The organism is Mesorhizobium sp. C399B (assembly GCF_030323185.1).
Classification (GTDB): Bacteria; Pseudomonadota; Alphaproteobacteria; order Rhizobiales; family Rhizobiaceae; genus Mesorhizobium.
Map to the genome: position 1 here is coordinate 5,695,788 of NZ_CP100472.1, position 26,990 is coordinate 5,722,777.

29 protein-coding genes, 1 tRNA gene and 1 pseudogene are annotated in these 26,990 nt (G+C 63.8%); 19 read left to right on the forward strand and 12 right to left on the reverse strand.

All coding sequences use genetic code 11. The annotated features are described in order from the left end of the window. Positions 1 to 25: 25 nt before the first annotated feature. The 3 genes from NLY36_RS27055 to NLY36_RS27065 form a co-directional block, all read right to left on the reverse strand. Positions 26 to 328, reverse strand: coding sequence for a DUF982 domain-containing protein (locus NLY36_RS27055; RefSeq protein ID WP_023670262.1), 303 nt, complete (start codon positions 326 to 328; stop codon positions 26 to 28). Between the two features lie 166 nt (positions 329 to 494). Next, positions 495 to 2,576 (reverse strand): ATP-dependent helicase, encoded by a 2,082-nt coding sequence (locus NLY36_RS27060; RefSeq protein WP_023735480.1) that lies wholly within the window; start codon positions 2,574 to 2,576, stop codon positions 495 to 497. A 50-nt stretch (positions 2,577 to 2,626) separates the two neighbouring features. Beyond that, entirely contained in the window at positions 2,627 to 2,794 is a 168-nt protein-coding gene (locus tag NLY36_RS27065; RefSeq protein ID WP_023670264.1) for a hypothetical protein, read from the reverse strand. A 136-nt stretch (positions 2,795 to 2,930) separates the two neighbouring features. On the opposite strand from NLY36_RS27065, the gene NLY36_RS27070 reads away from it, so the two are divergent. Continuing rightward, entirely contained in the window at positions 2,931 to 3,083 is a 153-nt protein-coding gene (locus NLY36_RS27070) for a hypothetical protein (protein ID WP_023693936.1), read from the forward strand. 240 nt (positions 3,084 to 3,323) lie between these two features. Here the strand turns inward: NLY36_RS27070 and NLY36_RS27075 are convergent, their stop codons facing one another. Further along, a complete protein-coding gene (locus NLY36_RS27075; RefSeq protein ID WP_023735479.1) occupies positions 3,324 to 4,292 on the reverse strand; it encodes a LysR substrate-binding domain-containing protein in 969 nt (322 codons plus the stop codon). 111 nt (positions 4,293 to 4,403) lie between these two features. On the opposite strand from NLY36_RS27075, the gene NLY36_RS27080 reads away from it, so the two are divergent. From NLY36_RS27080 to NLY36_RS27105, 6 genes are all read left to right on the forward strand, one after another. Continuing rightward, positions 4,404 to 5,237 (forward strand): hypothetical protein, encoded by an 834-nt coding sequence (locus tag NLY36_RS27080; protein WP_023684748.1) that lies wholly within the window; start codon positions 4,404 to 4,406, stop codon positions 5,235 to 5,237. A 43-nt stretch (positions 5,238 to 5,280) separates the two neighbouring features. Continuing rightward, entirely contained in the window at positions 5,281 to 6,219 is a 939-nt protein-coding gene (locus tag NLY36_RS27085; RefSeq protein WP_023735478.1) for a DMT family transporter, read from the forward strand. After that, complete coding sequence (locus NLY36_RS27090; protein WP_023684750.1) at positions 6,212 to 6,445, forward strand: hypothetical protein; 234 nt, start codon at positions 6,212 to 6,214, stop codon at positions 6,443 to 6,445. Before NLY36_RS27085 ends, NLY36_RS27090 begins: the two co-directional genes overlap by 8 nt. 167 nt (positions 6,446 to 6,612) lie before the next feature. After that, the gene (locus NLY36_RS27095; RefSeq protein ID WP_023670270.1) at positions 6,613 to 7,059 is read left to right on the forward strand and encodes a Ros/MucR family transcriptional regulator; all 447 of its coding nucleotides are present in this window, start codon (positions 6,613 to 6,615) and stop codon (positions 7,057 to 7,059) included. A gap of 135 nt (positions 7,060 to 7,194) precedes the next feature. Next, positions 7,195 to 9,072, forward strand: coding sequence for an ABC-F family ATP-binding cassette domain-containing protein (locus NLY36_RS27100; RefSeq protein WP_023695560.1), 1,878 nt, complete (start codon positions 7,195 to 7,197; stop codon positions 9,070 to 9,072). Between the two features lie 158 nt (positions 9,073 to 9,230). Next, positions 9,231 to 11,339 carry a molybdopterin-containing oxidoreductase family protein gene (locus NLY36_RS27105; RefSeq protein ID WP_023735477.1) on the forward strand — a complete coding sequence of 703 codons (2,109 nt, stop codon included), beginning with the start codon at positions 9,231 to 9,233 and terminating at the stop codon, positions 11,337 to 11,339. A 58-nt stretch (positions 11,340 to 11,397) separates the two neighbouring features. Here the strand turns inward: NLY36_RS27105 and NLY36_RS27110 are convergent, their stop codons facing one another. Then, positions 11,398 to 11,874 carry an Lrp/AsnC family transcriptional regulator gene (locus NLY36_RS27110; protein ID WP_023695558.1) on the reverse strand — a complete coding sequence of 159 codons (477 nt, stop codon included), beginning with the start codon at positions 11,872 to 11,874 and terminating at the stop codon, positions 11,398 to 11,400. Between the two features lie 102 nt (positions 11,875 to 11,976). Between NLY36_RS27110 and NLY36_RS27115 the strand changes: the two genes are divergently transcribed. The 6 genes from NLY36_RS27115 to NLY36_RS27140 all read left to right on the forward strand — a co-directional run bounded on the left by NLY36_RS27115 (position 11,977) and on the right by NLY36_RS27140 (position 17,801). Beyond that, positions 11,977 to 13,179 (forward strand): diaminopropionate ammonia-lyase, encoded by a 1,203-nt coding sequence (locus NLY36_RS27115; protein WP_023695557.1) that lies wholly within the window; start codon positions 11,977 to 11,979, stop codon positions 13,177 to 13,179. Between the two features lie 2 nt (positions 13,180 to 13,181). Next, entirely contained in the window at positions 13,182 to 14,408 is a 1,227-nt protein-coding gene (locus NLY36_RS27120; protein WP_031201259.1) for a Zn-dependent hydrolase, read from the forward strand. Positions 14,409 to 14,420: 12 nt separating this feature from the next. Next, a complete protein-coding gene (locus NLY36_RS27125; RefSeq protein ID WP_023695555.1) occupies positions 14,421 to 15,593 on the forward strand; it encodes an amidohydrolase in 1,173 nt (390 codons plus the stop codon). 96 nt (positions 15,594 to 15,689) lie between these two features. After that, a complete protein-coding gene (gene speB, locus NLY36_RS27130) occupies positions 15,690 to 16,493 on the forward strand; it encodes an agmatinase (protein WP_023695554.1) in 804 nt (267 codons plus the stop codon). 63 nt (positions 16,494 to 16,556) lie between these two features. After that, entirely contained in the window at positions 16,557 to 17,330 is a 774-nt protein-coding gene (dapB, locus tag NLY36_RS27135; protein ID WP_023695553.1) for a 4-hydroxy-tetrahydrodipicolinate reductase, read from the forward strand. Between the two features lie 237 nt (positions 17,331 to 17,567). Continuing rightward, on the forward strand, positions 17,568 to 17,801 hold the full coding sequence (locus tag NLY36_RS27140; RefSeq protein WP_023689062.1) for a DUF680 domain-containing protein: 234 nt from the start codon (positions 17,568 to 17,570) through the stop codon (positions 17,799 to 17,801). Between the two features lie 193 nt (positions 17,802 to 17,994). On the opposite strand, the gene NLY36_RS27145 is transcribed toward NLY36_RS27140, so the two are convergent. Genes NLY36_RS27145 through purM form a run of 3 tightly spaced genes read right to left on the reverse strand, consistent with a single transcriptional unit; the run spans position 17,995 to position 20,309 of the window. Then, a complete protein-coding gene (locus tag NLY36_RS27145; protein WP_023695552.1) occupies positions 17,995 to 18,519 on the reverse strand; it encodes a SixA phosphatase family protein in 525 nt (174 codons plus the stop codon). A 6-nt stretch (positions 18,520 to 18,525) separates the two neighbouring features. After that, positions 18,526 to 19,233 (reverse strand): phosphoribosylglycinamide formyltransferase, encoded by a 708-nt coding sequence (gene purN / locus NLY36_RS27150; protein ID WP_023689060.1) that lies wholly within the window; start codon positions 19,231 to 19,233, stop codon positions 18,526 to 18,528. Next, a complete protein-coding gene (purM, locus tag NLY36_RS27155) occupies positions 19,230 to 20,309 on the reverse strand; it encodes a phosphoribosylformylglycinamidine cyclo-ligase (protein ID WP_023689059.1) in 1,080 nt (359 codons plus the stop codon). The genes purN and purM overlap by 4 nt, the downstream gene beginning before the upstream one ends. Positions 20,310 to 20,496: 187 nt before the next feature. On the opposite strand from purM, the pseudogene NLY36_RS27160 reads away from it, so the two are divergent. The 5 genes and pseudogenes from NLY36_RS27160 to NLY36_RS27180 all read left to right on the forward strand — a co-directional run bounded on the left by NLY36_RS27160 (position 20,497) and on the right by NLY36_RS27180 (position 23,701). Continuing rightward, a pseudogene (locus NLY36_RS27160) lies at positions 20,497 to 21,038 on the forward strand (CDP-alcohol phosphatidyltransferase family protein). Further along, a complete protein-coding gene (locus NLY36_RS27165; protein WP_023695549.1) occupies positions 21,010 to 22,203 on the forward strand; it encodes an AI-2E family transporter in 1,194 nt (397 codons plus the stop codon). The pseudogene NLY36_RS27160 and the gene NLY36_RS27165 overlap by 29 nt, the downstream one beginning before the upstream one ends. A gap of 2 nt (positions 22,204 to 22,205) precedes the next feature. Beyond that, positions 22,206 to 22,910: a DnaA regulatory inactivator HdaA gene (gene hdaA / locus NLY36_RS27170; RefSeq protein ID WP_023689058.1), complete on the forward strand. Its 705-nt coding sequence runs from the start codon at positions 22,206 to 22,208 to the stop codon at positions 22,908 to 22,910. Positions 22,911 to 23,033: 123 nt separating this feature from the next. Then, complete coding sequence (locus NLY36_RS27175; RefSeq protein ID WP_023670289.1) at positions 23,034 to 23,288, forward strand: FitA-like ribbon-helix-helix domain-containing protein; 255 nt, start codon at positions 23,034 to 23,036, stop codon at positions 23,286 to 23,288. Beyond that, positions 23,285 to 23,701, forward strand: a complete 417-nt coding sequence (locus NLY36_RS27180; RefSeq protein WP_023695548.1) for a type II toxin-antitoxin system VapC family toxin — start codon at positions 23,285 to 23,287, stop codon at positions 23,699 to 23,701. Before NLY36_RS27175 ends, NLY36_RS27180 begins: the two co-directional genes overlap by 4 nt. A 307-nt stretch (positions 23,702 to 24,008) precedes the next feature. Here NLY36_RS27180 and NLY36_RS27185 read toward each other — a convergent pair whose 3' ends face one another. The 4 genes from NLY36_RS27185 to NLY36_RS27200 all read right to left on the reverse strand — a co-directional run bounded on the left by NLY36_RS27185 (position 24,009) and on the right by NLY36_RS27200 (position 26,464). Continuing rightward, positions 24,009 to 24,269: a hypothetical protein gene (locus tag NLY36_RS27185; RefSeq protein WP_023689056.1), complete on the reverse strand. Its 261-nt coding sequence runs from the start codon at positions 24,267 to 24,269 to the stop codon at positions 24,009 to 24,011. A 391-nt stretch (positions 24,270 to 24,660) separates the two neighbouring features. Then, on the reverse strand, positions 24,661 to 24,972 hold the full coding sequence (locus NLY36_RS27190; protein ID WP_023689055.1) for a hypothetical protein: 312 nt from the start codon (positions 24,970 to 24,972) through the stop codon (positions 24,661 to 24,663). Between the two features lie 179 nt (positions 24,973 to 25,151). Further along, positions 25,152 to 25,228 (reverse strand) — tRNA-Pro (locus NLY36_RS27195). A 51-nt stretch (positions 25,229 to 25,279) separates the two neighbouring features. Next, positions 25,280 to 26,464, reverse strand: coding sequence for a flavin-containing monooxygenase (locus NLY36_RS27200; protein WP_023695547.1), 1,185 nt, complete (start codon positions 26,462 to 26,464; stop codon positions 25,280 to 25,282). A 173-nt stretch (positions 26,465 to 26,637) separates the two neighbouring features. Between NLY36_RS27200 and NLY36_RS27205 the strand changes: the two genes are divergently transcribed. After that, positions 26,638 to 26,943: an ETC complex I subunit gene (locus NLY36_RS27205; RefSeq protein ID WP_023670294.1), complete on the forward strand. Its 306-nt coding sequence runs from the start codon at positions 26,638 to 26,640 to the stop codon at positions 26,941 to 26,943. Positions 26,944 to 26,990 lie beyond the last annotated feature (47 nt).

Sequence of the window (26,990 nt, forward strand, 5' to 3'; positions counted from 1 at the left end):
CTGGGCAGGCCTGGTCCCGGCCGTCTCAGACGGCGTAGCCGCCATAACCGTGTGCGACCGGCTTGACCGAGACGGCCGGCTGGACCGCGGGCCAGAGGATGCCTGCCGTGACTGCAAAGGTGATCAGGGCATCGCGTGCGGCCTCGGTCGAGATTTCTCCGGCGCGCGCCGCCTCGCAAGCCCTCACGGCCGCGCCATAGCTCAGGCGCCGGCGTGACGGCGGAAATTCGGTCAGGAAATCATGCATCTCGAACAGCGAGGCGAGCATGCGTTTGTGGCCGGCGCCAACGCTAACGGCAACCGGGGTGAAGAACATCGCGTCGTGCATTCTGGCCTCTCTGGATGGGCGGAAGGGCGGCGGCCGCCGCCCTCCGATCGCGGGTTGGACGCCAGAAAACGCGGCTGGCGGCCCGAGGTTCCCTGAGAGATGCCATGACAGGCCGATTTGCTTCTTGAGGTCGCTCCCCGGCCGGCATCCGCGGTTGCGGCGGCTTCTATTTCCACATGCCGCGCATGCGGGCGCCGAGGTCGACGCGGACTTCAGGTCTGTGGCGCGGATCGTCCTTTGCGTGGACGCTCGCCCAAGAGGTCTGCTCGAAGGCGCCGAGGATCGAGGCCGGGATGAAACGGGTTCGCGAGGCATAGACGTGGCGGTCGCCGCGCGCTGCCTGGCCGTGAGTGAAGAAGCGCTGCGGCGTCACCAGATGCAGGCCGTCCTTGGCCCGCGTCATCGCGACGTAAAGCAGCCGGCGCTCCTCCTCGATGTCTTCCTTGGTGCCGACGCCGAGATCGGCCGGGATGCAGCCATCGACGGTGTTGAGCACGAAGACGTTCTTCCATTCCTGGCCCTTGGCCGAATGAATGGTCGACAGGATCAGATAGTCCTCGTCGCGGTGCGGCGGCCCGGCCTGGTCGCTGGTCGCATCCGGTGGATCCAGCGTCAGCTCGGTCAGGAAGCGCTCGCGCGAAGCATAGCCGGAACCGATCTGCTCGAGCTGCATGAGGTCGGCTCGCCGCGTCGTCGCATCCTCGTGGATGCGCTCAAGATGCGGCTCGTACCACAGCCTGACCTGTTCGAGATCGGCCGGCCATTTCCCCGACCGGGCGCGCAGGCCGGAATAAAGCGCAACGAAGGCTGGCCAGTCCTCAGCCGCGCGTTGCGGCGGCCGGTAGCGGGCCAGCCCCATTTCCTCGTCGAGCGATGTCGCCATGGTCTCGACGATGGTGCTCGCCGCCGAAGGGCCGATGCCGGGCAGGAGCTGCAGCACGCGGAAGCCGGCGACGCGGTCGCGCGGGTTCTCGGCAAAACGCAGCACCGAAAGCACGTCCTTGACATGGGCGGCGTCGAGGAATTTGAGCCCGCCGAACTTGACGAAGGGGATGTTGCGGCGCGTCAGTTCGATCTCCAGCGGGCCGCTGTGGTGCGAGGCGCGAAACAGCACCGCCTGCGATTTCAGCACCGTGCCGGCCTCGCGCTCGGCCAGGATGGCCTGGCAGACATAGTTCGCCTGCTCGGCCTCGTCGCGCACGCTGACCAGTTTCGGCCTTTGCGAGGATTTGCGCTCCGACCAGAGGTTCTTGGTGAAGCGCTCCGACGCCTCCGAGATGACCGCATTGGCTGCCGCCAAAATAGTCTCGGTCGAGCGGTAGTTGCGCTCCAGCATAATGACATCGGCGGCTCGCGCGAATTGTTGCGGGAAATCGAGGATGTTGCGCACTTCCGCGGCGCGAAACGAATAGATCGACTGCGCGTCGTCGCCCACCACTGTCAGTCCGGCGCCGTCCGGCTTCAGCGCCGAAAGGATCGAGGCCTGCAGCCGGTTGGTGTCCTGGTATTCGTCGACCAGCACATGGTCGAAGCGCGAGCCCAGATGCGCCGCGATCTCCGGCTCGGCGGCCATCTGCGCCCAGTAGAGCAGGAGGTCGTCGTAATCGAGCACGTTCTGCGCCTGCTTGGCCTCGACATATCCGGCGAACAGCGCCTTCAGTTGTTCGGCCCAGCCGGCACACCACGGAAAGGCCGAACCCAGCACCTCGCCAAGCGGCGCCTGCGCGTTGACGGCGCGCGAATAGATCGCCAGGCAGGTGCCCTTGGTCGGAAAACGGCTTTCGGTCTTCGAGAATCCAAGTTCATGCCGGGCAAGATTCATCAGGTCGGCGGAATCCTCGCGGTCGTGAATGGTAAAGGCCGGGTCGAGGCCGATCGTCAGCGCATAGTCGCGCAGCAGCCTGGCGCCGATGCCGTGAAACGTACCGGCCCAGGCCAGCGCGTCGGCGATGACGGACGCGTCTCGGCCCAGCACCTCGCCGGCGATGCGTTCGACCCGCCTGGCCATTTCGGTGGCGGCGCGGCGCGAGAATGTCATAAGCAGAATGCGTCTGGGATCAGCGCCCTTGACGATTAGATGCGCGACCCGGTGGGCGAGCGTGTTGGTCTTGCCGGAGCCGGCGCCGGCGATCACCAGCAGCGGCCCGGCGATCTGGCCGTCGCCATGTTCGACGGCGAGCCGCTGCTCGGCGTTGAGCTTCGCCAGATAGGCGGGCTGCAAGGACGAATCATTGATGGCGATGGTCATCGCCTATCAAGCATCGTTTCCGCTTTGTTCGCAACGGGCCGAAGTCGCCCCTATCGCCGTGGCGCGACACCCGTCGCCGCCGACTGGCGCCGCAATGTGGCGCGTTCGTCGCCAGGCACCGGCAACGGATCGAAATTGTCGGGCACGTCCTTGATGATCTCCTTGGCGATGCGATAGGTCGCGTAAGCGAAAAGGCCGGTAATGAGCAGACGGATCATGGCGCGATCTCCTTTGGGCAACCAACCTCAGAGCCGCCGTTTGGTTCCAGCCGACGCGGCGTCGTTTGCGAGCGTGCAACCAAAGCCGAACCACCTCGTTGCCTTATGAAGGAGAGGGCAGACCTAGGAGGTCGCCATGAAGAGGCTTCTGATTCTGTTGGCCGCCAGCTTGGCGCTCGCCGCCTGCGACGGTGACATCCAGCCAACCAAAGCCCCGGTGCTCGACCAAACCCCGCAGACGGATTCGGCGCCAAAGCCGGCGGCCAGCGGCGATCAGCCGGCGCAATGATCGTTTTAGCGGGACGATAAGGCTGAGGTAGCCTTCGGGAGAAGAAGGCCGGCGCCGCTTGGGAGGTGAGCTGATAGCGCCGGCCAGGCGGATATCAGGTCCGCCGCAACAACCGAAGATAGCTGAGTCTCTCGCCTGCGTCATGAGGTGGCAGTTTTCGTGCCGGTTCTGCTCGTGCCGTCTGCGCAAAACCAGCAGAAACGGCCGCAAATCCCGCAAGGCCGCGGAAAGAATCCGACCTCAGGCAATGGCCTTGCGCAGCACCGGGCCGCCGGCAATCCCGGCGTCCAGCTGGCACTGCGTCAGCGCCGCCTCGGCCATTATCCACTGCTTGAACAGTTCCACCTTGCGCGTGTAGGGCGCGGTGACCGGGCAGACGAAATACCAGCCGGCGGTGTTGGGGTGATGCACGGCAAACGGCGCCACCAGTCTCTCTGCGCGGATCTCGCTCGCCATATAGGCGCGGTTGGCGACTGCAAAGCCCATTCCGGCATTGGCCGCCTCATAGGACATCATGCAGGAATCGAAATAGATGCTCTTGGTCTCGCCGAGCACGGAACTCGCGCCGGCAAAACCCAGCCACGACTGCCAGTTCTGCGTGCAGGTGTCGGAATGCAGCAGCGTGAAATGCCTGAGGTCGTCCGGCGTCACCTTTGACGGCGGCCTGTCGCCGAGAACTTCGTGGAACAGCTTCCTGCTGCACACCGGCGTCAAATCCTCCTTGAACAGCAGGTCCGCTTTGAGGTCGGGAAAGCTGCCGTCGCCATAGCGGATCTCGAGGTCGAACTCGGAGGTGGCGAACTCATTGGCGGCGTAGGAGGTCGAAACCCGCATTTCGATTTCGGGATATTGCCGCTGGAACAGCGGCAGGCGGGCAAACAGCCAGCGCGCCGCGAACGTCGGCAGCACCGAAATCTTCAGCACATGTGCCTGCGACTGTCCGGTCGCCTCCATGCTGGCCGCCACGATGCGCTCCAGCGCCTCGCGAACGCGCGACACATAGGTCTCGCCCTCGGGCGTCAGCGACACCGCATTGCCGCCGCGCTGGAAGATCTTGAAGCGCAGCTGTTCCTCGAGGCTTTTGACGCGCTGGCTGACGGCGGAAGCAGTAATAAACTGCTCTTCGCCGGCGCGCGTGAAGTTACGGTGCCGGGCGGCACTTTCGACAATCTTCAGCGAATTGAGGTTGACCTGACTGAGCAGACGCACGCGTTTCGACCTTAAGCTGGGCTTACACTAGCACCAGCATTCCTAATTTTACAGGGGTGGGGAAATTAATCGACAGTTTACCAAGTGATGCCCCCATCCTGGAGAAGTAGAATGAACGCCCATACCATACCTGAACTGCGCTACGCGATGAGCCGAGAAGCCATTATCGGTCATGAGACGGCCTGGAAAGTGTCGGGTTTCGGCGTTGCGCAGTATCTGCATGGCTACGACCCGGCGCTGCTGGCGGCGATCGAAGAGGCGGCGTTGAAGCTCAAGGCCAGCCACGCCGTGCACAAGCACCTCGATCTGACCTTCATCACCGGCGCCGACCGTTTCATCCCGGAGATCAAGGAACTGCTGCATGACAAGCTGCGCCTGGAACGTCTGTCCGACATGATGGGCACCAAGCTCGAGCCCTATCCGCTGTCGATCGTCGGCTCGACCGTCACTTTCATGAATCCCAAGGACGGCGCCGTCGATTGGCATTGCGACGGTGTCCCGGTCACCGAACTCATTCCGCTGTCGATCAGCAATCCGCTGGTCGGCGGCCATCTCGAAATCTACTGCGACGATTCCGAGACCGGCCGCGCCATCCTTGAATCCGGCCGCGAGATTCCGCGCAACCAGGTCATGCGCATCGACCACAAGATGAACTACGCCACACTCGGTCAGTTTCTCGGTGTGCTGCACCGCACCGCGCCGATCCAGCTCGGCTCACGCGTCACGCTGGTCCTCAACCAGCGCTCTGTGGCCAAGCCCTACGTCGACGACAATCGCATGTTCTATCTCGCAGCCGACAATGATCACGATCGCGAATGGGTCAACGAACTGGCCGAAGACGTCTGGACGAACCAGCTGCCGGCCTATCGCCGCTTCGAGGAAGAGCGTCCGGTTGCGGCGGCGACCGATGCGCCGGTCCCGGGCGGATCAAGGGAATCATGGTAGCCAGAGCATAGAAGTGGACGCCTGTTTGGCCGTCGGTAACATCATGGTCGGCGATAAGGACAAGGCACCGTCTCGGCGATTCCGGGGTGGATCGGGCTCGCCGTCGGCCCTGGTCTTCGCCGCCGGCGCGGTCGCCCTGTGGTCGACCAACGCGCTGGTCGGCAAATCCCTGCTGGCCAGCCATCCAGTATCGCTCGTGCAGTTGCTGCAATTTTGTGGAGCGGCTCTGGTGTTCGCCGTCCTCCATCTGGCGAGCCGGAAGGGGGACACGCAAGACGCAGCCTTTGCCAAGGGTGCTGACGGCACCCTGGCGCCGGTCGCGGTCGGCTTTATTGGCCTGGTCGGCACCATGGTGCTGCAATACATCGCCTTTGCCTCCATGCCGGTGATCGAGGCCAATCTCGTCGCCTACACCTGGCCGCTGATGGTCGCGGCGGCGGTCATCGTGCTGGGCAAGCGGCAACGCCCCGTGCTGCTGGGTTTGACTGCCGTGCTCGGCTTTGTCGGCGTGGCGCTGGTGATCTCGGGTGGCCGCGGCCAGCCTTTTCTCCAGGGCAGCATCGTCGGCTATCTCGCTGCCTTCGGCTCGGCGCTGTGCATGGCCTTCTATTCGATTGCGGTCGCCCGCCTGGCCACACCGTCGGAGCGTTTGCTTTTGCCTTCGGCATTGGTCGGCGTCGGCCTGACCTTGCTGTGGTGTATTCACGACGGCGCAGCCTGGCCATCCAGCGAGCACCTCCTGCTTGGCCTCTATCTCGGCGCCGGTCCGATGGGGCTGGGATATTATTTCTGGTCGCGCGCCTTGAAGCTTGAAGGCGGCGGCAAGGTTGCGGTCATCGCCTATCTGACGCCGATCGCATCGACGCTGCTGCTGACACTTTCGGGCGAAAGGCTGACGCTTACCGCGATAGCCGGTGCGGTCCTCGTCATCGGCAGCTGTATTGCGGTGGGCATAGAACGCTCGGAGGCTGAACATGCTTGACGACGATGAACGCCTCGCCAGACAGGAAGCATTCTGGCTGCTCAAGGAGTTCGGCGCCGAGGCGCCGCTCTACGCCGCCATGAAGGCCGAAAAGGCGATAGAGCAAAAAGATTTCGGCCGGTGCGCCCGCTGGAAGCGCATTCTGGACATACTGGCCGACTCTAAACCTGCGGCGTCCGTGCAGTTGAAATCTGCTGGCGCGAAGTCGGCCGTTTCCAAGTATTAGATTTTCTAATTTGCAACGTTGCAACCTGTTGTGGAAACATCCTCCTGTTCCGATTCTTGATCGTTTATTGAGACTTTAGCGACCCGTTGGGGGGTGCAGCTAGGTCGATACATCAAGAGAAGTCTTAAAAAAAGCCGGCAACTTCATGACCGGCGGGAGAAACAGAATTGCACACCATCGACAGCAAGACCGCTATTGAACTGACTGCTGACATCGTCTCGGCCTATGTCGGCAACAATCCTCTCCCTGCGTCTGGCCTGCCGGATCTGATCGCCAGCGTCAGCGCATCGGTGCGCAAGCTGGGCAGCATTGCCGCCGTGGAAAGCCCCGCGCTGAACCCCGCTGTCAATCCGAAGCGGTCGGTGTTTCCCGACCACATCGTCTGTCTTGAGGACGGCAAGAAATTCAAGTCGCTGAAGCGCCACTTGATGACCGACCATGGTCTCAGCCCGGAGGAATATCGTGGCAAATGGGGCTTGCCGTCGGACTATCCGATGGTGGCGCCGAACTACTCCGCGACCCGTTCGGCACTGGCCAAGTCTTCGGGCCTCGGCCGCAAGCCGGCCGTTCCGGCCGCCGCGGCCAAGGTGACGAAGCGCAAACCCAAAGCCTGAACCAGGCAGCCTCTGAAAAGTCAGTCTGCTGTTTGCAATGGACGGCGCGCTTAAGGCGCGCCGTTTTCATGCCTTATGCCCCCGCCGGCGCCCAGGCCCTTGCGAAGCGCCGCCCTCCCGTGCAAAAGCCCCGGCATGCTTATCATCAACGATCTTTCGCTCCGCATGGCCGGACGCTTGCTTCTCGATCATGCCTCGCTGACCTTGCCGGCCGGCACAAAGGCCGGCCTCGTCGGCCGCAACGGCACCGGCAAGACGACGCTGTTCAAGGCCGTCACCGGCGACTTTCCCTCCGAGACCGGCTCGATAAGCCTGCCCAAGAACACCCGCATCGGCCAGGTGGCGCAGGAAGCGCCCGGCACCGAGGAGCCGCTGATCGAAATCGTGCTCAAGGCCGACCTCGAGCGCACCGCATTGCTCGAGGAGGAAAAGACCGCCACCGACGCGCACCGCATTGCCGACATCCATATGCGGCTGGCGGATATCGATGCGCATTCGGCGGAATCTCGCGCGGCCACCATCCTCGCTGGCCTTGGCTTCGACGACGCCGCGCAGCGCCGCCCGGCCTCGTCCTTCTCCGGCGGCTGGCGCATGCGTGTGGCGCTCGCCGCGGTGCTGTTTGCCGAGCCCGACCTTCTGCTGCTCGACGAGCCGACCAACTATCTCGATCTCGAAGGAACGCTTTGGTTGGAAAACTACGTGTCGAAATATCCGCACACGGTGCTTCTGATCTCGCACGATCGCGACCTGCTCAACCGCGCCGTCAATTCCATCGTTCATCTCGACCAGAAGAAGCTGACCTTCTGGCGCGGCGGCTACGACCAGTTCGAGCGCCAGTACACCGAGCAGAAGGAGTTGCAGGAGAAGGGCCGTGTCAAGCAGGAAGCCGCCCGCAAGCACATGGAATCCTTCGTCGAGCGTTTTCGAGCCAAGGCTTCGAAGGCGAGACAGGCGCAGTCGCGCATCAAGGCGCTGGAGAAGATGAAGCCGATCGCAGCGCTCGTGAACGACACGGTGCGGCCGTTCTCTTTCCCGGAGCCGGTGAAAACGGTGGCGTCGCCGATCGTGGCGCTGAACAACGTCAATGTCGGCTACACCGAGGGCCAGCCGATCCTCAAGAAGATGACGTTGCGCATCGATGCCGACGATCGCATCGCGCTGCTCGGCGCCAACGGCAACGGCAAGTCGACCTTCGCCAAGCTTCTCTCGGGCAGGCTGAAGCAGGAAACCGGCACCATGACGGTGGCGCCGGGCCTGAAGGTGGCGATCTTCGCGCAGCATCAGCTCGACGATCTCAGGCCGGAGGAAAACGCCTACGAGCATGTCCGCCGGCTGATGCCGGAAGCGCCGGAATCCAAGGTGCGCGGCCGCGTCGCCCAGTTCGGCCTCACCACCGAGAAGATGAACACCGCCGCCAAGGATCTGTCGGGCGGCGAGAAGGCGCGCCTGCTCATGGGCCTGTCGGCCTTCGAAGGCCCGAACCTCTTCATCCTCGACGAACCCACCAACCATCTCGACATCGACAGCCGCGAGTCCTTGATCCATGCGCTGAACGAGTTTCCCGGCGCCGTCATCCTGATCTCGCATGACCGCCATCTGCTGGAAGCGACCGCCGACCGGCTGTGGCTGGTCAAGGATGGTGCGGTCAACCCGTATGACGGCGACCTTGAGGACTACAAGACGCTCGTCACCGGCGTGTCCGGCGATCGACGCGGCAAGCGCGAGGCCGAGAAGGCATCCAAGGCCGATCGCCGCCGCGATGCCGCGGCGCGCCGCGCCGCCTTCGAGCCGCTGGCCAAGGAAATCCGCGCCACCGAAGCGCTGATGGACCGCATCCGCAAGCGCATCGACCTGATCGAGGATGAACTCGCCAATCCGGCGGTATACGAGAAGGATCCATCGACGGCGACCCGGCTGGCCAAGGAGCGCTCGCAACTGGCACAGCAGCTTGCCGGTCACGAGGAAAAGTGGCTGACCATGTCGGCCGAGTACGAGGAAGGCACGGCGGAGTGATTTACCCTCCCCCTTGTGGGGAGGGTCGATCCGCAAAGCCGAGCGGGGCGGGGGTCTGCGCCGCACCCCACCCCGGCGCTGCGCGCCGACCCTCCCCATCAAGGGGAGGGTAAGATCTGGCCCTACACGCCGCCTGCGAAACCCGCTAAAAACGCCGCATGAACCAGCACGCCAAGCTCAGAATCGGCCACTCCGCCTGTCCGCATGATTGCCCTTCGACCTGCGCGCTCGAGGTCGAGCTGCTCGATGGCAACCGCATCGGCCGTGTCCATGGCGCCAAGTCCAATACGTATACGGCTGGCGTCGTCTGCGCCAAGGTCGCGCGCTATGCCGATCGTGTCCATCATCCGGACCGACTGCTGAAGCCGCTGATGCGCGCCGGCGCCAAGGGCGACGGCGTCTGGAAGGAATCCAGCTGGGAAGCGGCACTCGACGTCGTCGCCGAGAACTTCATCGCGGCCGAGGAAAAATACGGCTCCGAGACCGTCTGGCCTTATTTCTATGCCGGCACGATGGGGCTGGTGCAGCGCGACGGCATCGACCGGCTGCGCCATGCGAAAAAATACTCCGGGTTCTTCGGCTCGATCTGCACCAATCTGGCCTGGACCGGCTGGATGATGGGAGCGGGCGCCTTGCGCGGTCCCGATCCGCGCGAGATGGCGAAGTCCGACTGCGTGGTGATCTGGGGCACCAATGCCGTGGTCACGCAGGTCAATGTCATGACCCACGCCATCAAGGCGCGGAAGGAGCGTGGCGCCAGGATCGTCGTCATCGATGTCTACGAGAACGCGACGATGAAGCAGGCCGATATAGGCCTTGTGCTGAAGCCCGGCACCGATGGCGCGCTGGCCTGCGCGGTCATGCATGTGCTGTTCAGGGAAGGCATGGCCGACCGCGCCTATCTCGAAAGATACACCGACGATCCGAAGGGGCTGGAAGCGCATCTGGAGACGCGCACGCCGGAATGGGCTTCCGCCATCACCGGTCTTGCCGTCACCGAGATCGAGGCTTTCGCCCGCCTCGTCGGCACGACGAGGAAAACCTATTTCCGCCTCGGCTATGGCTTTGGGCGTCAGCGCAATGGTTCGGTCAACATGCACGCGGCGTCCTGCATCGCCGCCGTCACCGGCGCCTGGCAATATGAGGGTGGCGGTGCCTTCCATTCCAATTCCGGCATCTTCAAGCTCAACCAGGATGTGCTGGAAGGCACCGCGATGCGCGATCCCAATATTCGCCATCTCGACCAGTCGCGCATCGGTCCGGTGCTGACCGGCGCAGCGGACGCGCTTTACGGTGGCCCGCCGGTGACGGCGATGCTGATCCAGAACACCAACCCGGTGAATGTCGCACCCGAGCAGCGGCTGGTGAAACATGGTTTTCTGCGTGATGACCTGTTCACCTGCGTGCACGAACAGTTCATGACCGACACGGCAAAGCTTGCCGATGTCGTTTTGCCGGCAACGATGTTTCTCGAGCATGACGACGTCTACAAGGGCGGTGGCAACCAGCACATCACGCTCGGTCCCAAGCTGATCGAACCGCCGGAAGGGCCGCGCACCAACCATTTCGTCATCGAGCAATTGGCGCAGCGTCTCGGCGTCGCCGACCGGCCGGGCTTTGGCCTGACCGAGCAGCAGCATATCGACATCATCCTCGGCAAGCGCGGGCTGGGCTCCTTCGCCAGCCTCAAGGAAGACAAATGGGTCGACCTGCAGCCGGATTTCGAGGCGGCGCATTTTATCGATGGTTTCGGCCATGCCGACAAGAAATTTCACTTCCGCGCCAACTGGAGCGGGCAGGCGGCGCCCAACCGGCCGCCGAAAAGCATGGGCCTGTTCGGGCCGGTGGCGGAACTCCCCGAATTCCCCGACCATGTCGACCTGATCGAGGTCGCGGATGCGGAGCATCCGTTCCGGCTGACGACATCACCGGCGCGCAACTTCCTCAATTCGACCTTCTCGGAAACGCCGGTGTCGAAGGCCAAGGAAGGCCGGCCGGAATTGTTGTTGCATCCGGACGACGCTGCCGCGCTTGGCTTGGGCGACGGCGACCGTATCGAGCTCGGCAACCGGCGCGGCGAGGTGGTGCTGCACGCAAAGCTGTTCGAAGGCCTCAAGCGCGGCGTGGTGATCGCCGAGGGCATCTGGCCAAACAGCGCCCATGAGCGTGGCGAAGGCATCAATGTGCTCACCGGCGCCGACGCACCAGCGCCCTATGGCGGTGCGGCCTTCCACGACAACAAGGTCTGGCTGCGGCCGGCTGGCTGAAGCAATTCCAGGAAAAGTGTGAGCGGTTTTCCGTCCGGAATTGCGTAAAAGTGACTGGCTATCCCGGCAGAGGCACCGTCAGCCCCACCTTGACACGGTCCATGGCAACGAAGGTGCGGAATTTTCGGACATTCTTGCTGTCGAAGAACAGTCTGCGCGTCAGGGCCTCATAGGCCCCCATGTCGGCCGCGGTGATGACTAGGATGAAGTCGGCCTCGCCGGTGACGTAGTAGCATTGCTGCACTTCGGGCTCTGCCGAGAATTGCCGCTTGGCCGCGTCGATCAGGTCCGAGCGTTCGCTCTCCAGTTCCACTTCGACGAAGATGGTGATGGGATGGCCGACCGCCGCCGGGTCGACCACGGCGACATTGCCCGCAATGACGCCGGACTGTTCCATGCGCTTGATGCGCCGCTGCACCGCCGGCGCCGACAGGTTGACGGCTTCGCCGATCAGCCGCTGCGGCGTGGTGTTATCTAGCTGCAGGATGGCAAGAATGGCGAGGTCGAAACTGTCGAGCGAAGGCGATCGAGGCAAAGCGCTATCCCGGCGAAACAAACTTGCATTTCGAAGCGCCAATAACAGCGCTATTTGCGCCTCAGCTGCAATATGATTTCGTCACACCAAAGGAGGCCACCCGTGTTCCTGCTCAACAGCAATGCCTTGCACCGCCGGCCGCTCGATCCGGTCGATGCCGAAACGCTGGGAAATGCCGGTGCCGATACGGTCGAGCGCTTTCTTGCCCATCGCGACAATCACCTCGCAACTCCGTTGCATGCATTGCCGGTGCTGGCCTGCGAACTCGGCCTCGGCGCCGTCCTCATCAAGGATGAAGGCTTTCGCCTCGGTCTCGGCAGCTTCAAGGCGCTCGGCGGCGCCTATGCCGTTTTTCGACTGGTGCTGGAGGAGGCGAGCCGATCGCTTGGTCGGCCCGTTGACGTAGCCGATCTCAACCGGTTCGACGTCCGGGCGGTCGCTGCCGGCATGACGGTTGCCTGCGCCACCGACGGCAATCATGGCCGCTCGGTCGCGCAAGGTGCACAGTTGGTTGGCGCGAAAGCGGCAATCTTCGTTCACGCCGGCGTCAGCGAGGCGCGCAATGCAGCAATAGCCCGCTATGGCGCCGAGATGATCCGCGTCGACGGCAATTATGACGACTCGGTCAGGCAGGCCGCCGAGGTTTCAGCGGAGCAAGGCTGGACCGTGGTGTCCGACACCTCCTGGCCGGGCTACGAGCGCATCCCCGGTCTGGTCATGCAGGGCTATACGGCGATCGTGCGCGAAGCGTTGGGCCAGTTGCCGCAGCCGCCGACCCATGTCTTCGTGCAGGCCGGTGTCGGCGGTATTGCCGCCGCCCTGGCCGGCCATCTCGCCATCGTGCTCGGTGACGCCAGGCCGACCTTCATCGTCGTCGAGCCGGCCCGCGCCGCCTGCGTTGTCGCAGCCGCCCGGGCGGGCCACGTGGTCAAGGTCGCACACGATCAGCCGACGGTGATGGCGATGCTCGAATGCTACGAGGCCTCGCAAGTTGCCTGGCGCGTGCTGGCCCGGGTTGCCGACGCCTTCATGACGGTGGACGAGGACGAGGCCGTTGCAGTGATGCGGCTTCTTGCCCGGCCGCGTGCCGGCGATCCGGCGATCGTCTCGGGCGAAAGCGGCGGCGTCGGTCTGGCCGGGCTGATCCGGGCGGTGGCCGACCACAAGGCCGCGCTCGGGCTCGACGACAAATCCCGCGTGCTGCTGATCAACACCGAAGGCGCCACAGACCCGCATCGCTATACCGAGCTGGTCGGGCAGAGCCCCGCCGATGTGCTGGCCGGCAAGCTGAAGGCCGAGGCATAGCCATGATCGGGATCGATGCACAGCGTCTGCTTGGCCGCATCCGGGAACTCGGCGCCGTTGGCCGTGACAGTGAGGATAGGCTGATCCGGCTCGCCGCATCCGACACAGACAAACAGGGCCGTGACCTCTTTGTCGGCTGGCTCAGGCAGGCCAGGCTGGAAGTCGCCATCGACCGGGTCGGCAATATTTTCGGCATCTGGCAATGCCCCGACAATGCCGGGCAGGCGCCACTGCTCATCGGTTCGCATATCGACACCGTCATCGATGCCGGCATCTATGATGGCTGCTACGGCGTGCTGGCCGGGCTGGAGGTGATCGAGACGCTGCAGGCTTCGGGCTTTTCGCCGTCACGCCCGGTCGCGGTCGCCGCTTTCACCAATGAGGAAGGTGTGCGCTACACGCCTGACATGATGGGCTCGCTATGCCATGCCGGTGGCGTCAGCGCGGAGGCCGTGCTGGCCGCCATCGGCACGGATGGCAGCGTGCTCGGCCAGGAGCTCGCCCGCATCGGCTATGCCGGCGACCGCGAACCCGGCTTCCTCAAGCCGCATGCCTATCTCGAACTTCATATCGAGCAGGGGCCGGTGCTGGAGCGCGAAGGCGTGCCGATCGGCGCGGTCGAGAATTTGCAAGGCATTTCCTGGCAGCGCATCACCATCGACGGCGCCGCCAACCATGCCGGCACCACGCCGATGTCGATGCGCAGCGACGCCGGCCACGCCGCCGCCCGCATCATCACCTTCCTGCACGATCGGGCCAGGGCTTCAAATGGGCCAACCGTGGCCACGGTCGGCACGATGCGCTTCGAACCCAACGCCATCAACGTCATTCCCGCGCGCGCCGTCTTCACCATCGACCTGCGCGATCCCGACGAACAGCGCCTGCAGGCGCATGAGGCGGCCCTTGCTGCCTATCTCGAGGAGCTTGAGGTTTCGGAGAACGTATCGATCTCGGTCGAGCGGCTCGCCCGCTTCGAACCGGTGCTATTCGACATCGGCATCGTCGAACTGATCGAGGCGGCCGCGAAGAACCGCGGTCTCGGCGTCAGGCGCATGACATCGGGCGCCGGCCATGACGCGCAGATGATGGCCCGCCTCGCGCCGGCGGCAATGATCTTCGTGCCGAGCGCCGGTGGCATCAGCCACAATCCGCGCGAACACACTGAAGATGCCGAGCTTGTCGCCGGCGCCAACATCCTGCTTGATGTCGCCAGTGAGCTTGCAAAATAGGTCGGGGAGAAAATGGCTGAGCTCGATCGTGATGTGCTGAAGCAGGAAATGACCGGCTGGCGGCGCGATTTGCACGCGCACCCCGAGTTCGGCTTTGAGGAAAAGCGCACCGCTGCCTTTGTCGCCGCGAAGCTGCGCGAATTCGGGCTGGACGATGTTGCAGAGGGGGTCGGCGGCACCGGCATCGTCGGCACATTGAAGCGCGGCAGCGGCAACCGGGCGATTGCGCTCAGGGCCGACATGGATGCGCTGCGCATCACCGAGCAGTCCGCGACCGCCCATCGCTCGCAGAACCCCGGCATCATGCATGCCTGCGGCCATGACGGCCACACCACCATGCTGCTCGGCGCGGCAAAGCTGCTGGCCGCCGAGGGCGGTTTCGACGGCACCGTGCGCTTCATCTTCCAGCCCGCCGAGGAATGGGGCAGGGGCGCGCTGGCGATGCTGGACGACGGGCTGCTGCAGCGCTTTCCCTTCGACGAGATTTTTGGCCTGCACAACATGCCTGGCCTGCCCGTCGGGCATTTCGAGACCCGTGCCGGCCCGTTCATGTCGGCGGAGGACAATTTCGAGATCGTGCTCAAGGGCATCGGCGGCCATGCGGCGCGGCCACATTCCGGGAACGAGACCTTGGTCGCCGCCTGCGCGCTGGTCACCAATCTGCAGACCATCGTCTCGCGCCGGCTGAGTCCCGCCGACATTTCGGTGGTTTCGGTGACCGAGCTGATCACCGACGGCACCCGCAACGCATTGCCCGGCCTCGCCCGCATCCTCGGTGACGCCCGCAGTTTTCGTCCCGAGGTCAGCGCCGAGATCGAGCGCCAGATGCGGGTCATCGCGGCAGGCACCGCCGCTGCCTACAATGTCGCCGCCGACGTGACCTATAGCAGGGAATTCGTGCCGCTGCAGAACGATGCCGACCTGGTGGACGCGGCCTTTGTCGCCGCAAGGCGCGTGCTGGCCTATGGCGCCGCCAGCATCGCGGCGGAGCCGATGACCGCCTCGGAGGATTTCGCCCGCTTCCTCGATCACGTACCGGGCTGCTTCGTCTTTCTCGGCAATGGCGAGACCTCGCCGCCGCTGCACAATTCCAGCTACGACTTCAACGATGACGGGCTGTTGCATGGCACGGATTTCCATATCGCGATCGTCAGGCAAAGACTGGGCGGCGCGATCGGGAAATGACGCCTGATCGCCTTCGCAACTGGCCCAAGCGGCACTGCTATCGCCAGCCAGCTGCCGGGTTTAGGGAGATTGCCTGTTGCCGGAGATCGCACGCCGATGACCAGGGTTTCGCTTCTGGGAATACCGCATGACGAGAACTCGTCCTATCTCAAAGGCGCGGCCGCAGCGCCGGCCCTGATCCGGCGGGAACTCAAAAGCGACGCGCACAGCTCGTGGAGCGAAACCGGCTTCGATGTGGCGGACAGTTTCGTCGACCACGGCGACATCGACTTTTCAGGCGCCGGCGGTCCATGGGAGCGGATCGAGGCCGAGGTCGGCCGCGCGCTGGATGCCGGCCACCCGTTGATCAGCCTCGGTGGCGATCATGCCATCGCCTGGCCGGTGCTGCGTGCCGTGCGCCGCCGCCATGCCAGGCTAACGATCGTCCAGATCGACGCCCATCCCGACATCTACGATGCCTATCAGGGCAACAGGCGGTCCCACACCTCGTCCTTCGCGCACATCCTGGAGGAGGGGCTGGCCGACCGGCTGATCCAGATCGGCTCGCGCACCCTCAATGATGAGCTTCGTGACCAGCTCAAGCGCTTCGGCGTCGAAATGATCGAGGCGCGGCATTTCAGCGAGGATCTGCAGCTCGATCTCAAGACGCCGGTCTATCTCTCGGTCGATCTCGACGGCCTCGACCCGGCTTGTGCGCCCGGCGTGTCGCACCGCGAACCCGGTGGTCTTACAACCCGGCAAGTGATCAACCTGATCCAGCGGATCGACCAGCCCATCGTCGGCGCCGATGTCGTCGAATACAATGCAAGCCAGGACGTCTCCAATCTCACCGCGCTGGTTGCCGCCAAGCTGGTCAAGGAGATCGCCGGCATGATGCTCAAGACGCATGGCGCCGGCTGAATCAATCTGGCAGGGCGGCATGGTAGATCATTGTTGCGACTCGCATTTCCAGTGAAAGCCGCCATGCCGCATCCATTGAAAATAGCCATAGCCGGTGCGCTCGGCCGCATGGGCAGGGAGATGGCGCTGGCCGTCGAGACCGATCCCAGGCTGGCGCTCGTCGCCCGCTTTCACAGGCCGGGCAGCATCGGTGAGGGGCTGGTCGAGCGCGACGAAGCACTGGCGCTTGCGGATGTCGTCATCGATTTCACCACGCCTGCGGCCTCCGTCGATCTTGCACAAGCTTGCGCGGCCCGCGGCGGCCCGGCGCTGGTCATCGGCTCGACCGGCTTCGAGCCGGCCGATCTCGCCGCCATCGCTACTGCTTCGAAGTCCGTCGCCATCGTTCGCTCCGGCAGCTACTCGCTCGGGCTCAGCATGCTGACCGGGCTGGTCGAGCAGGCGGCGCGAGCACTTGGTCCCGACACCGACATCGAAATCCTGGAAGCGCATCACCGCATGAAGGTCGACGCACCGTCGGGCACGGCGCTGATGCTGGGCGAGGCGGCCGCTCGCGGACATGGCGTCAGGCTGGACGATGTGGCGAAACGCATCCGCGACGGCGTTACAGGTCCACGCCCTGCCGGCGAGATCGGCTTTGCCGTGCTGCGCGGCGGCAGCATCGTCGGCGAGCACAGCGTGAGCTTGCTGGCCGAGGGCGAGACGCTCACGCTTTCCCATTCGGCCGCCGACCGCTCGATGTTCGCGCGCGGCGCCATTGCGGCAGCACGCTGGGTCGCCGTCCGGCCGCCCCGCGAATACGACATGCGCGACGTACTGGGCTTCACGACCTTTTGAGATGCAAGCGTAACGCAACGAGGGGCGTTGCGAGGTCGGAGCCGTATAGAGAATAGAATATAGCAACAACTACGCCATTTCGCGCCTTCCTAGACCGAACCGAACGGTTCGGTTCGCACATTTTTGTGATTGGCAATGGCAGCAACGCACACCCATTTCGGGGTGGTCCGAGCGACGCGAATTCCTCCCAAGGCACGCCACTTGACGGACAGAACTGAAAAATCTGGATTACCTGAAATGACCAAGATCGCACTTACCGCTGCTGCCATCCTCCTTGCCACCGGCACCGCTTTCGCAGGCAGCGACCACTACGGCTCCGACAGCGTCAACCAGCCTGCTGTAACAGCGCCCGCCGGCAACATCGATCACAATTATACCGCCTCGATCCGCAAGCCGGCCAGCCTCGGCGATTTCACGATCAAGGGCGACTCGAACCAGCCGGAATCCGGCCAGGGCATCTGGGGTCGTTGATTTTCTGAGAAATCTACGACCACAAAGAGCGGTGGGCCCGGCCCACCGCTCTTGTTTTTATGCAATCGACTCGGGGCCGCAAAGATCTTGAATCAATCCGCCAGCAATTGGTCCTATCTCCTTGTTTGACCGTGGTCTTTTCAAAACACGGTTTGCGGCTGTCACCTGCGGCTAGCCCGTTAGGCAGCTTGGTCTAGCTTAGATCCTTCGGCTTGATGCAATGCGTCAACCGGGCCGCGCCGAAGCCGAGATCCGCCCAGTCGCCGTCGATGACAAAGCGGGCAAGGGCGCCGGTCGGGAATTTCTCTTCAAGTTTCCTGAGAGCAGCCACACCCGATCGCGGACCGGCGAGCCGGCGGGCAAAGTCCTCCAGGCCGGGATTATGGCCGAGCACCAGGAGACAGCTAGCCGATGCGACTGCCTGCTGCAGCTCGGCCAGAATGTCGCCAGCCGTGGCTTCGAAAAGCGCCTCGGCGAACTCCACCGTTACGCTCGCCGACAGTTCCGCCGAGACCAGCCGCCATGTCTCGCGCGTACGCAGCGCCGGCGACACCAGCGCCAGGTCAGGCAGCCAACTGCGCCGGGCCAGTTCGCGCCCCATCAGCGGCGCCGTCTTCAGCCCGCGCGGCCCGAGCGGCCGGTCGAAATCAGCAACCGCCGGGTCGTCCCAGCTCGACTTGGCGTGGCGCAGCAGGAGCAATTGTCTCGGTGTCGCCATGTCGGCCTACGGCGTGATCCGCGCCAGATGTTCGAGATCGCGTTCTTCGCGCAGCGGGTCGGGCGCCATCACCACGGAAGTTCCGTTTTCGGCATCGTCGGCGAAATGCGCCAGCACGGTGCGGCCGCCTTCCATGTGCGCCTTGCCGTCGGCGACCAGCCCGAGTGCCAGCGCATAAAGCCGGTGCTCGGCCTTCAGCACTCTGGCGGCCAGCGTGTCTTCGTTGTCGCCGACCATCACCGGCACCGCTGCCTGCGCGATGATCGGGCCGTCATCCATCTCTGATGTGACGAAATGCACCGTGCAGCCATGAATGCGAATGCCGGCGCGCAGGGCGCGCGCATGCGTATCGAGCCCTTTGAAGGCCGGCAGCAGGGCAGGGTGGATGTTGAGCATGCGCCCTTGCCACTTCTCGACCAGGCCGCGGGAGAGAATGCGCAGATAGCCGGCCAGCGCCACGATCTCGGCATTGAACGCAATCAGCGCGGCGTCGATCGCCGCATCATGGGCTTCCTTGCTGGCATGGTCGGCGCGCACGATGACCTTGGTCGGGATACCGCGCGCGGCCGCGATGCCGAGGCCGGCGGCGTTGGCCCGGTCGGAAATGACGCCAACGATCTCGGCGGGATAGGCCGGGTCGCTCGCCGCCGCGATTAGCGCCGTCATGTTCGAGCCGCGTCCCGAGATCAAAACAACCGTGCGTTTCCTGCTCATAGGCCGATCGAGCCCCGATAGATAACGCCGGCGTCGCGGCGCGGCACGATGCGGCCGATCGGCGTCACCGTCTCGCCGGCCTCCTGCAGCACGGCTGCGACCTGTGCGGCCTGGCCGGAGGCGACGACGAGGATCATGCCGATACCGCAGTTGAAGGTGCGCATCATCTCCTCCGGCGCCACGCCGCCAGTCTTCGCCAGCCAGGAAAACACCTGCGGCACATCGATGGCATTGAGATCGAGCTCTGCGGAAAAGTCCTTTGGCAGGACGCGCGGGATGTTTTCGGGGAAACCGCCGCCGGTGATGTGGGCCAGCGCCTTGATGCCGTGCGTGCCACGGATCGCTTTGAGGACCGACTTCACATAGATGCGGGTCGGCTCGAGCAGCGCCTCTGCCAGCGTCGCCTCATCGTTGAACGGCGCCGGATCGCCCCAGGCAAGACCGCTGACGCCAACGATGCGGCGCACCAGCGAAAAGCCATTCGAATGCAGGCCCGAGGAAGCCAGGCCAAGCAGCACGTCGCCTTCGACGATATCGTCGGTCGGCAGCAACTGGCCGCGTTCGGCAGCACCGACGGCGAAACCGGCCAGGTCGTAATCCTTGTCGTGATACATGCCGGGCATTTCGGCCGTCTCGCCGCCGATCAGCGCGCAGCCGGCCTGTCGGCAGCCGATTGCTATGCCGCCGACGATTGCCGCCCCCTGGTCGGGGTCGAGCTTGCCGGTGGCGAAATAGTCGAGGAAGAACAGTGGCTCGGCGCCCTGCACGACGATGTCGTTGACGCACATGGCGACGAGGTCGATGCCGATCGTGTCGTGCTTGCCGGCATCGATGGCGATCTTCAGCTTGGTGCCGACGCCGTCATTGGCGGCAACCAGCACCGGATCCGTGAAACCCGCCGCCTTGAGGTCGAACAGGCCGCCAAAACCGCCGATCTCGCCATCGGCGCCCGGCCGGCGCGTCGCGCGCACCAGCGGCTTGATCTTCTCGACCATGAGGTTGCCGGCATCGATGTCGACGCCCGCCTCGGCATAGGTGAGCCCGTTCTTGCGCTTGGCCCGGTCGCCCTTGCTCATCGTCGGCGCATCCCTGTTTCCCTCGGCGGCTCTTCGCATGAATGGTTTCGGGGGGCAAGGATGACGACAGGATACCGGGCTTTTGCCCAAGATAAATACGTGGACAGTCGCCCCTTCACCGCTGGCCCTTGCAGCCACAATCCATCTCCACCATCGATCTGCAGAACAAGCATGGCGGGACATGCCTTTGACCATTCCCAACCTCATCACCATCCTGCGCTTCGTGCTGGTGCTGGCGATGCTGAACATGCGCTGGGACTGGGCCTTTGCCGGATTTCTCGTTGCCGGAATTTCCGATGGCGTCGACGGCTTCATCGCCCGCCGCTTCAACCAGCATTCGAACTCGGCGCCTATCTCGATCCGATGGCCGACAAGGTGCTTCTGGTCTCGGTGTTCGTGGTCATGGGCTTCATCGGGCAATTGCCGCTGTGGCTGGTGGTGACCATGGTGTCACGCGTGCGCTGATCATCTGCGCCGTGCTTTTGTCCCCGGTCATGGCGCATCCGGTCGAGATGAAGCCGCTCTATGTGTCGAAGGCCAACACCGCCGCCCAGATCGTGCTGGCGCCGTGTGCTGGGCGAACTTGCCCTTGGCCTCCGCCTCGACCCGCTCAGGCCTGCGCTCATATTGCTGTCCGGGGTCTTGACCGTGGCTTCGGCCGCGGCCTATCTCGTGGCTTGGCTGAGGCATATGAGCGGCTATGGCGAAGGCTCCACCCCGGGTAGTTGACAAGAATGCCGCGACTGCCGCGTTAGCAGACGCGGCTGCGTCCCTGGCGTTTCGCCGCCAGATTTTCTTCTGGCTGGGCACGGCAATCTTCCTGGCGCTGTTCCTCTACATTTTTTCCAGCATCCTGTTGCCGTTCGTTGCCGGCATGGTGCTGGCCTATTTTCTCGACCCGGTCGCCGACCGGCTGCAACGCCTCGGCCTCTCCCGGCTGATGGCGACGGTGGTCATCCTGATTGCCTTCATCGTCCTTTTGGTGCTGGCCTTCGTCATCCTGGTTCCGGTACTGGCCACGCAGATGGCCGATTTCGCCAGCAAGCTGCCGGAATATCTGACCCGGCTGCAGTCGCTGATCACCAGCTTCGATCCGAAATGGCTGGAGCAGAAATTCGGCGTCAATGCCAATGGCCTGCGCGACGGGCTGAATTCGCTGCTCACTTCCGGTTTCGGCCTGCTGAGCACCGTCTTCACCTCGATCTGGAGTTCCGGCGTTGCTCTGGTGTCGGTGGTCAGCCTGTTCGTGGTCACTCCGGTTGTCGCTTTCTACATGCTGCTCGACTGGGATCGCATGGTGGCGGTCGTCGACAGCTGGGTGCCGCGTGATTATGTCGGGACGGTCAGGGCGATCTCCAGGGACATCAACACCGCGACCGCCGGCTTCGTGCGCGGCCAGGGCACGCTGTGCCTGGTGCTCGGCGGCATGTATGCCACCGGCCTGACGCTGACCGGGCTGAATTTCGCCATCCTCATCGGCCTCTTCGCCGGGCTGATCTCGTTTATCCCTTATGTCGGCTCGCTGACCGGACTGGTCCTGGCCGTCGGCGTCGCCTTCGTCCAGTTCTGGCCGGACTGGACCATGATCGTTGCTGTCGCCGTGGTGTTCTTCATCGGCCAGTTCATCGAAGGCAACATCCTGCAGCCCAGATTGGTCGGAAAAAGCGTCGGCCTGCACCCGGTCTGGCTGATGTTTGCGCTGTTCGCTTTCGGCGCCCTGTTCGGCTTCGTCGGCCTTTTGATCGCCGTTCCTGCTTCGGCGGCGGTTGCCGTGCTGGTGCGCTTCGCCATTGCCCGCTATCTCGAATCGCCGCTCTACAAGGGACACTCCACCGAGCCAGTCCCGCCGCTGCCTGCCGATCGCGGCGGCGGCCACCGCTCGCCGCGCGGCTGAACGTGGCGGATCAAAAGACCGAACCGCCGCGCCAGCTGCCGCTAGACCTTGGGCATGGCACCGGCTATTCGCGCGACGAGTTGGTGGTGTCGGCCACCAACCGCGAGGCGGCAGCCCTTGTCGACCGCTGGCCGGACTGGCCGTCGCCGGTGATCGTGCTCGCCGGCCCGGCCGGTTCCGGGAAGACACATCTGGGCTCGATCTGGCAGGCGCGGGCCAACGCTGTGGCGGTCGATGCCCAGCGCATCGGCAATGCCATCACCGGGCTTGGCGGCAGGCCCGCGCTGATCGACGATGTCGACAAGACAGCCATCGACGAGGCGGGCCTGTTCCATCTCATCAATGAAGTGCGCGGCGCCGGGGCCACCTTGCTGTTGACGGCGCGGCGCTTCCCCGCCGCCTGGAGGGTGACGTTGCCCGATCTTGCCTCGCGGCTGAAGGCGGCGGCAACCGTCGAGATCCATGAGCCGGACGATTTGCTTCTGGCCGGTGTCATCACCAAACTCTTCGCCGACCGCCAGGTCGAGGTCGAGCCGCATGTCGTGCAATATCTGGTGCGCCGCATCGAGCGCTCGCTGGCCACCGCCATGCGCGTGGTCGAGCGCCTCGACCGCACCGCGCTCGAGCGCAAGACGCCGATCACCAGGGCGCTCGCCGCCGAAACCGTCAGCGCAATGGACGAAGGGCAGGGCGAGTTCGAGGTTTAGATCCTGCTGCAATTCCCTGGACGGCGATTGTCGATCCCGCCCGTGCGACGTTTTCAAAACATGCATGGTGACATCACCTGAAACAATATGATACTTTCAATCAATGACATCGGAGCGATATCAATGCCTGCAGTGACCGTCCGAAATCTTCCGGAAGCGACCCACCGAGCTCTGCGTGTACGGGCGGCCTTGCACGGTCGCAGCACCGAGGCCGAGATACGCGACATTCTGGAAAACGCGGTGCGGCCGGACGGCCGTGTGAAACTCGGCTCCGTTCTGGCAGACATTGCCCGACGCGCCGGGCTGACCAATGAAGACGTGGAGGTTCTGGAGCAGGCTCGCGACAAGGCGCCGGCCGAACCGCTGGGGTTCGAATGATCCTCCTCGATACCAATGTCGTTTCGGAGGCCATGAAGCCCGAACCGCATCAAGCTGTGTTGGCCTGGCTTGATAACCAGGCCGAGGAAACGCTTTACCTCTCCAGTGTGACGCTCGCCGAAGTGCTGTTCGGCATCGAGGCCATGCCGGCGGGTCGTCGCAAGGCTGCGCTCGCTGAAACCTTCGCCGGTGTGTGCGCCGTGTTTGAGCGGCGCATCCTGCCTTTCGATACCGAGGCGGCCCGGCACTATGCCCGACTTGCAGTGAAGGCGAGGGCAGCCGGCAAGGGGTTTCCTGTGCCCGACGGCTACATCGCGGCAATCGCCTCCGCAAACGGCTTTCATCTCGCCTCGCGTGACACGGCGCCATTCCATGCGGCCGGCGTGCCTGTCATCGATCCTTGGCAGCCGTAATCAGGTACGGCAGCCCGACCAGAGCGCGAGCTGCGAACATGCGTTTCCGCAGGATTTCCTCTACAGCGACGACAGCGTGTTCGAATGAATACACTCGATCTCTCCGTGCCCACCGCCGCATGAGGGCCGCTGTCCCATTTCGGGAAACATTATCTGGCATCCGTCTTGCACCTGGGAACTTGCCGGCTGACCCCGGTCCTGGTCGCGTTCCTGATCGGGTTGTAGGCTCGCCGGGAGTGATGATTGGGGTTCTCGCCCGGCGAGCTTACCTTCGTAGAGCAGTCACCGGAGTGTCCGGGAGGGTGCCCTATAGCCACAACGCCGCCAGATACCGGACCAGCAGATAGACCACCGTATGCGCTGCCACGTAGCACGCGACGACGACGACAAAGAACAGCACGCTGGCGGGCCACGACCGGGGACGGCCTTGCCTCTTGCTCGGCCGGTTGTTCCAGATCCACAGGGCTGCACAGATAATGGCCCAGACGACGACGAACGGAACCGTGATGCGGATGTAAGCGAAGTAGGCAGGGCCAATCAGCGAAAGCCATGCCTCGAGACCAAGCATCCAGAATCTCCCCTTGCCCGGAGTCTAATGCATGTCGCTCAAAAGTGGTCCCGGTTTTGAGAGAACGACATGCATCAAAACAAAAATCAAAGCGCGTCGCCTGGATACGTTTCAGCGCGACGCGCTTTTAGACCGGCGATAGAGGTGGAAGCGAGGGGATTATCCCTGCGTCGATTTTCAGCCAAACCCGCCGAAGGGATGCTGTTCGATGACACGGGCGCCTGATGCATGTCGCTCAAGTGGCCCCGGTTTTGAGAGAACCGCATGCATCAAACATGCATCAAACAAGACCTCAAGCGCGTCGCGTGAGTCCGTTCAAATGAGACGCGCTTTAGGTCAGATTGGTGCTCCGGTCGCCAAACTCGGCCGTAGCAGGTCTAAAGCGATCGGATCAGCCGCAGACCCTGACCTCTTCGACGACCCTGTGGTGATGGCGCCAGTGCCTGACCAGTTCGATATGGCAGCGGTGATGGCGATGGTGGCGCCGCCATTGGCCGTCCTGGTTGTCGCTGTAGTCGTCGCCATAGTCGTCGCTATAGTCTTTGTGGCGCTGGTGATGGCGAAGAATCTGTATATCGCCATCGTCGGACGAATATTGATCGTCGTCATCGGACTGGATAGTCAGACTGGCGGCTTGCGCCGGTGCGATCAAAGCCGCCGTTCCGGCGAACGCGATCATCGAGGCGATGAGAAGGGTTTTCATTGTTTGCTCCTTGGGTTGAACATACACAACTCTCGGAGCGAACTGGTGTTCCAATGTAGGGTCCGATCGGCGAGCGGCTGCTGCTTGGGCAATGCGTGCCGCCATGCGCTACCGGCGAGGCAGCCATTGGCGACCTTGGGAGTGATACCTTGGGCAAGGACTGGCTTTGTGGGAAAAAATGGTCGGAGTGGAGAGATTCGAACTCCCGACCCTCTGGTCCCAAACCAGATGCGCTACCAGGCTGCGCTACACTCCGAGGCCCTGCGGCGTATACGGTTCCGGACCCTGTCGCGCAACCCCTAAAACATCAAACGGGGCTTGGCGGTATGCGCTCCCGCGCAATCCTGGCTGCGATCGCCTTGGCCTGGATGCGAGCATTGGCGAAGCAGCCACGGATGCTTGGCCGCATGCCGGTGAACCACAGGCCCGGCAGTTTCGGGTCGCTGTCGGCGCCGTTGAACAGCGGCACGCCCTTTTGGTCGAGCACGCCGAGCTTGCCCAGCATGGCCTCGAGCCCGGTGCGGTAGCCGGTCGCGGCGATGACGATATCGGGCTGGATCGTCGCGCCATCGTCGAAAACGACCGTGTCGCCGGTAAATTCCCGCACGGTTGGCAGCACGATGATCCTGCGGTCCTTGATGGCATCGACGGCGCCGTCATCGGTGGCGATGGCGGTATAATCCGACGCCAGCCGGCTTGCGCCGCCCGAAGGCGTCGGCGGCAGGCCGTAGGCCGTGAGGTCGCCGAAGGCCCATCGCTGCGTCGCCGCCATCACCGCATCGGCGAGCTTGAACGGCAGCCGCGCCAGGATCGGCGAAAATCGGTGGACGGCGATCTGGCCGAGGCGCTTGGGCAGCAGTGCCGGACCGTTGCGCGCCGACAGCCAGATCTGTCCCGCGTCGGCTGCCACCAGGTGATTGAGCACGTCGAAGCCGGAATTGCCGGCGCCGACGACCAGCACTTTCTTGCCCGCATAGGCCTTGGCGTTACCGAATGCGGCCGAATGGATGATGCGTCCGGCAAAGGCCTTCATGCCTTTCCAGGCCGGGATGAAGGGCTGCCGGTCGCGCCCGGTGGCGATGACGACATGGCGCGCCAGCCGCGGCCCGGCACTGGTCCGCACAAGCCAGTGGTCGCCCTCGAAGCCAATCTCCTCGACCGCGATGCCGAACTCGACCGGCAGCCGGTGCATGGCGTGGAATTCGTTCAAATGGCCGATGATGGTGTTTCGGTGCGGAAAGGCAGGGGTGCCGGCAGGAAAGGAAACGCCCGGCAGCGCCGAAAGGTCGCGATGCGTGTTGAGATGCAGTCGCTCGTGCCGCCCGTGCCATGGCTCGGCCAGCCGGGCTTCCTTTTCCAACACCATCACAGGCACGCCGGTCTTGAGCAGCGCATGGGCTGCGGTCAAGCCGGCTGCCCCGGCGCCGATCACGATCGCGCCGTCGAAAATCGCTTGGCTGTCGGCCTCGGCGTGCAAAATCCCTGCGTCCATGCCTCTTTGTGTCGCCATCATGACCATGACTTTTGATGCTACGCCAGTGTATCGGGCCGATGCCGCTGCCGAAGCGGCCTGGTTGCAGGCCGCTTCGGCCTTGCCGTCGGCAGTGTTGCACAGTATTGACTGAAATAAGGCGGCGCTACCGCCAACGCAGCTACGAGGTGCCCATGTCCGCGCGAATTTTCAGCCCAGCCAAAACCGCGATGCAGTCCGGCAAGGCCAAGACCGGCCATTGGGTGCTGGAATTCGATCCCGCCCAACGCAAGAAGATCGACCCGCTGATGGGCTACACCACATCGGGCGACATGCTGAGCCAGATCAGGCTGACCTTCGACACCAGGGAAGAAGCGGTGGCCTATGCCGAAAAGCAGGGGCTGGCCTTCCGTGTCGAGGAGCCGAAAGAGACCAAGCGCCGGCAGATTTCCTATGCGGAAAATTTCCGCTATGACCGCAGGATACCCTGGACGCATTGACCGGCGGTCAGCGCCTGGCACATAGACACCAGCCGGCCAAGATATCA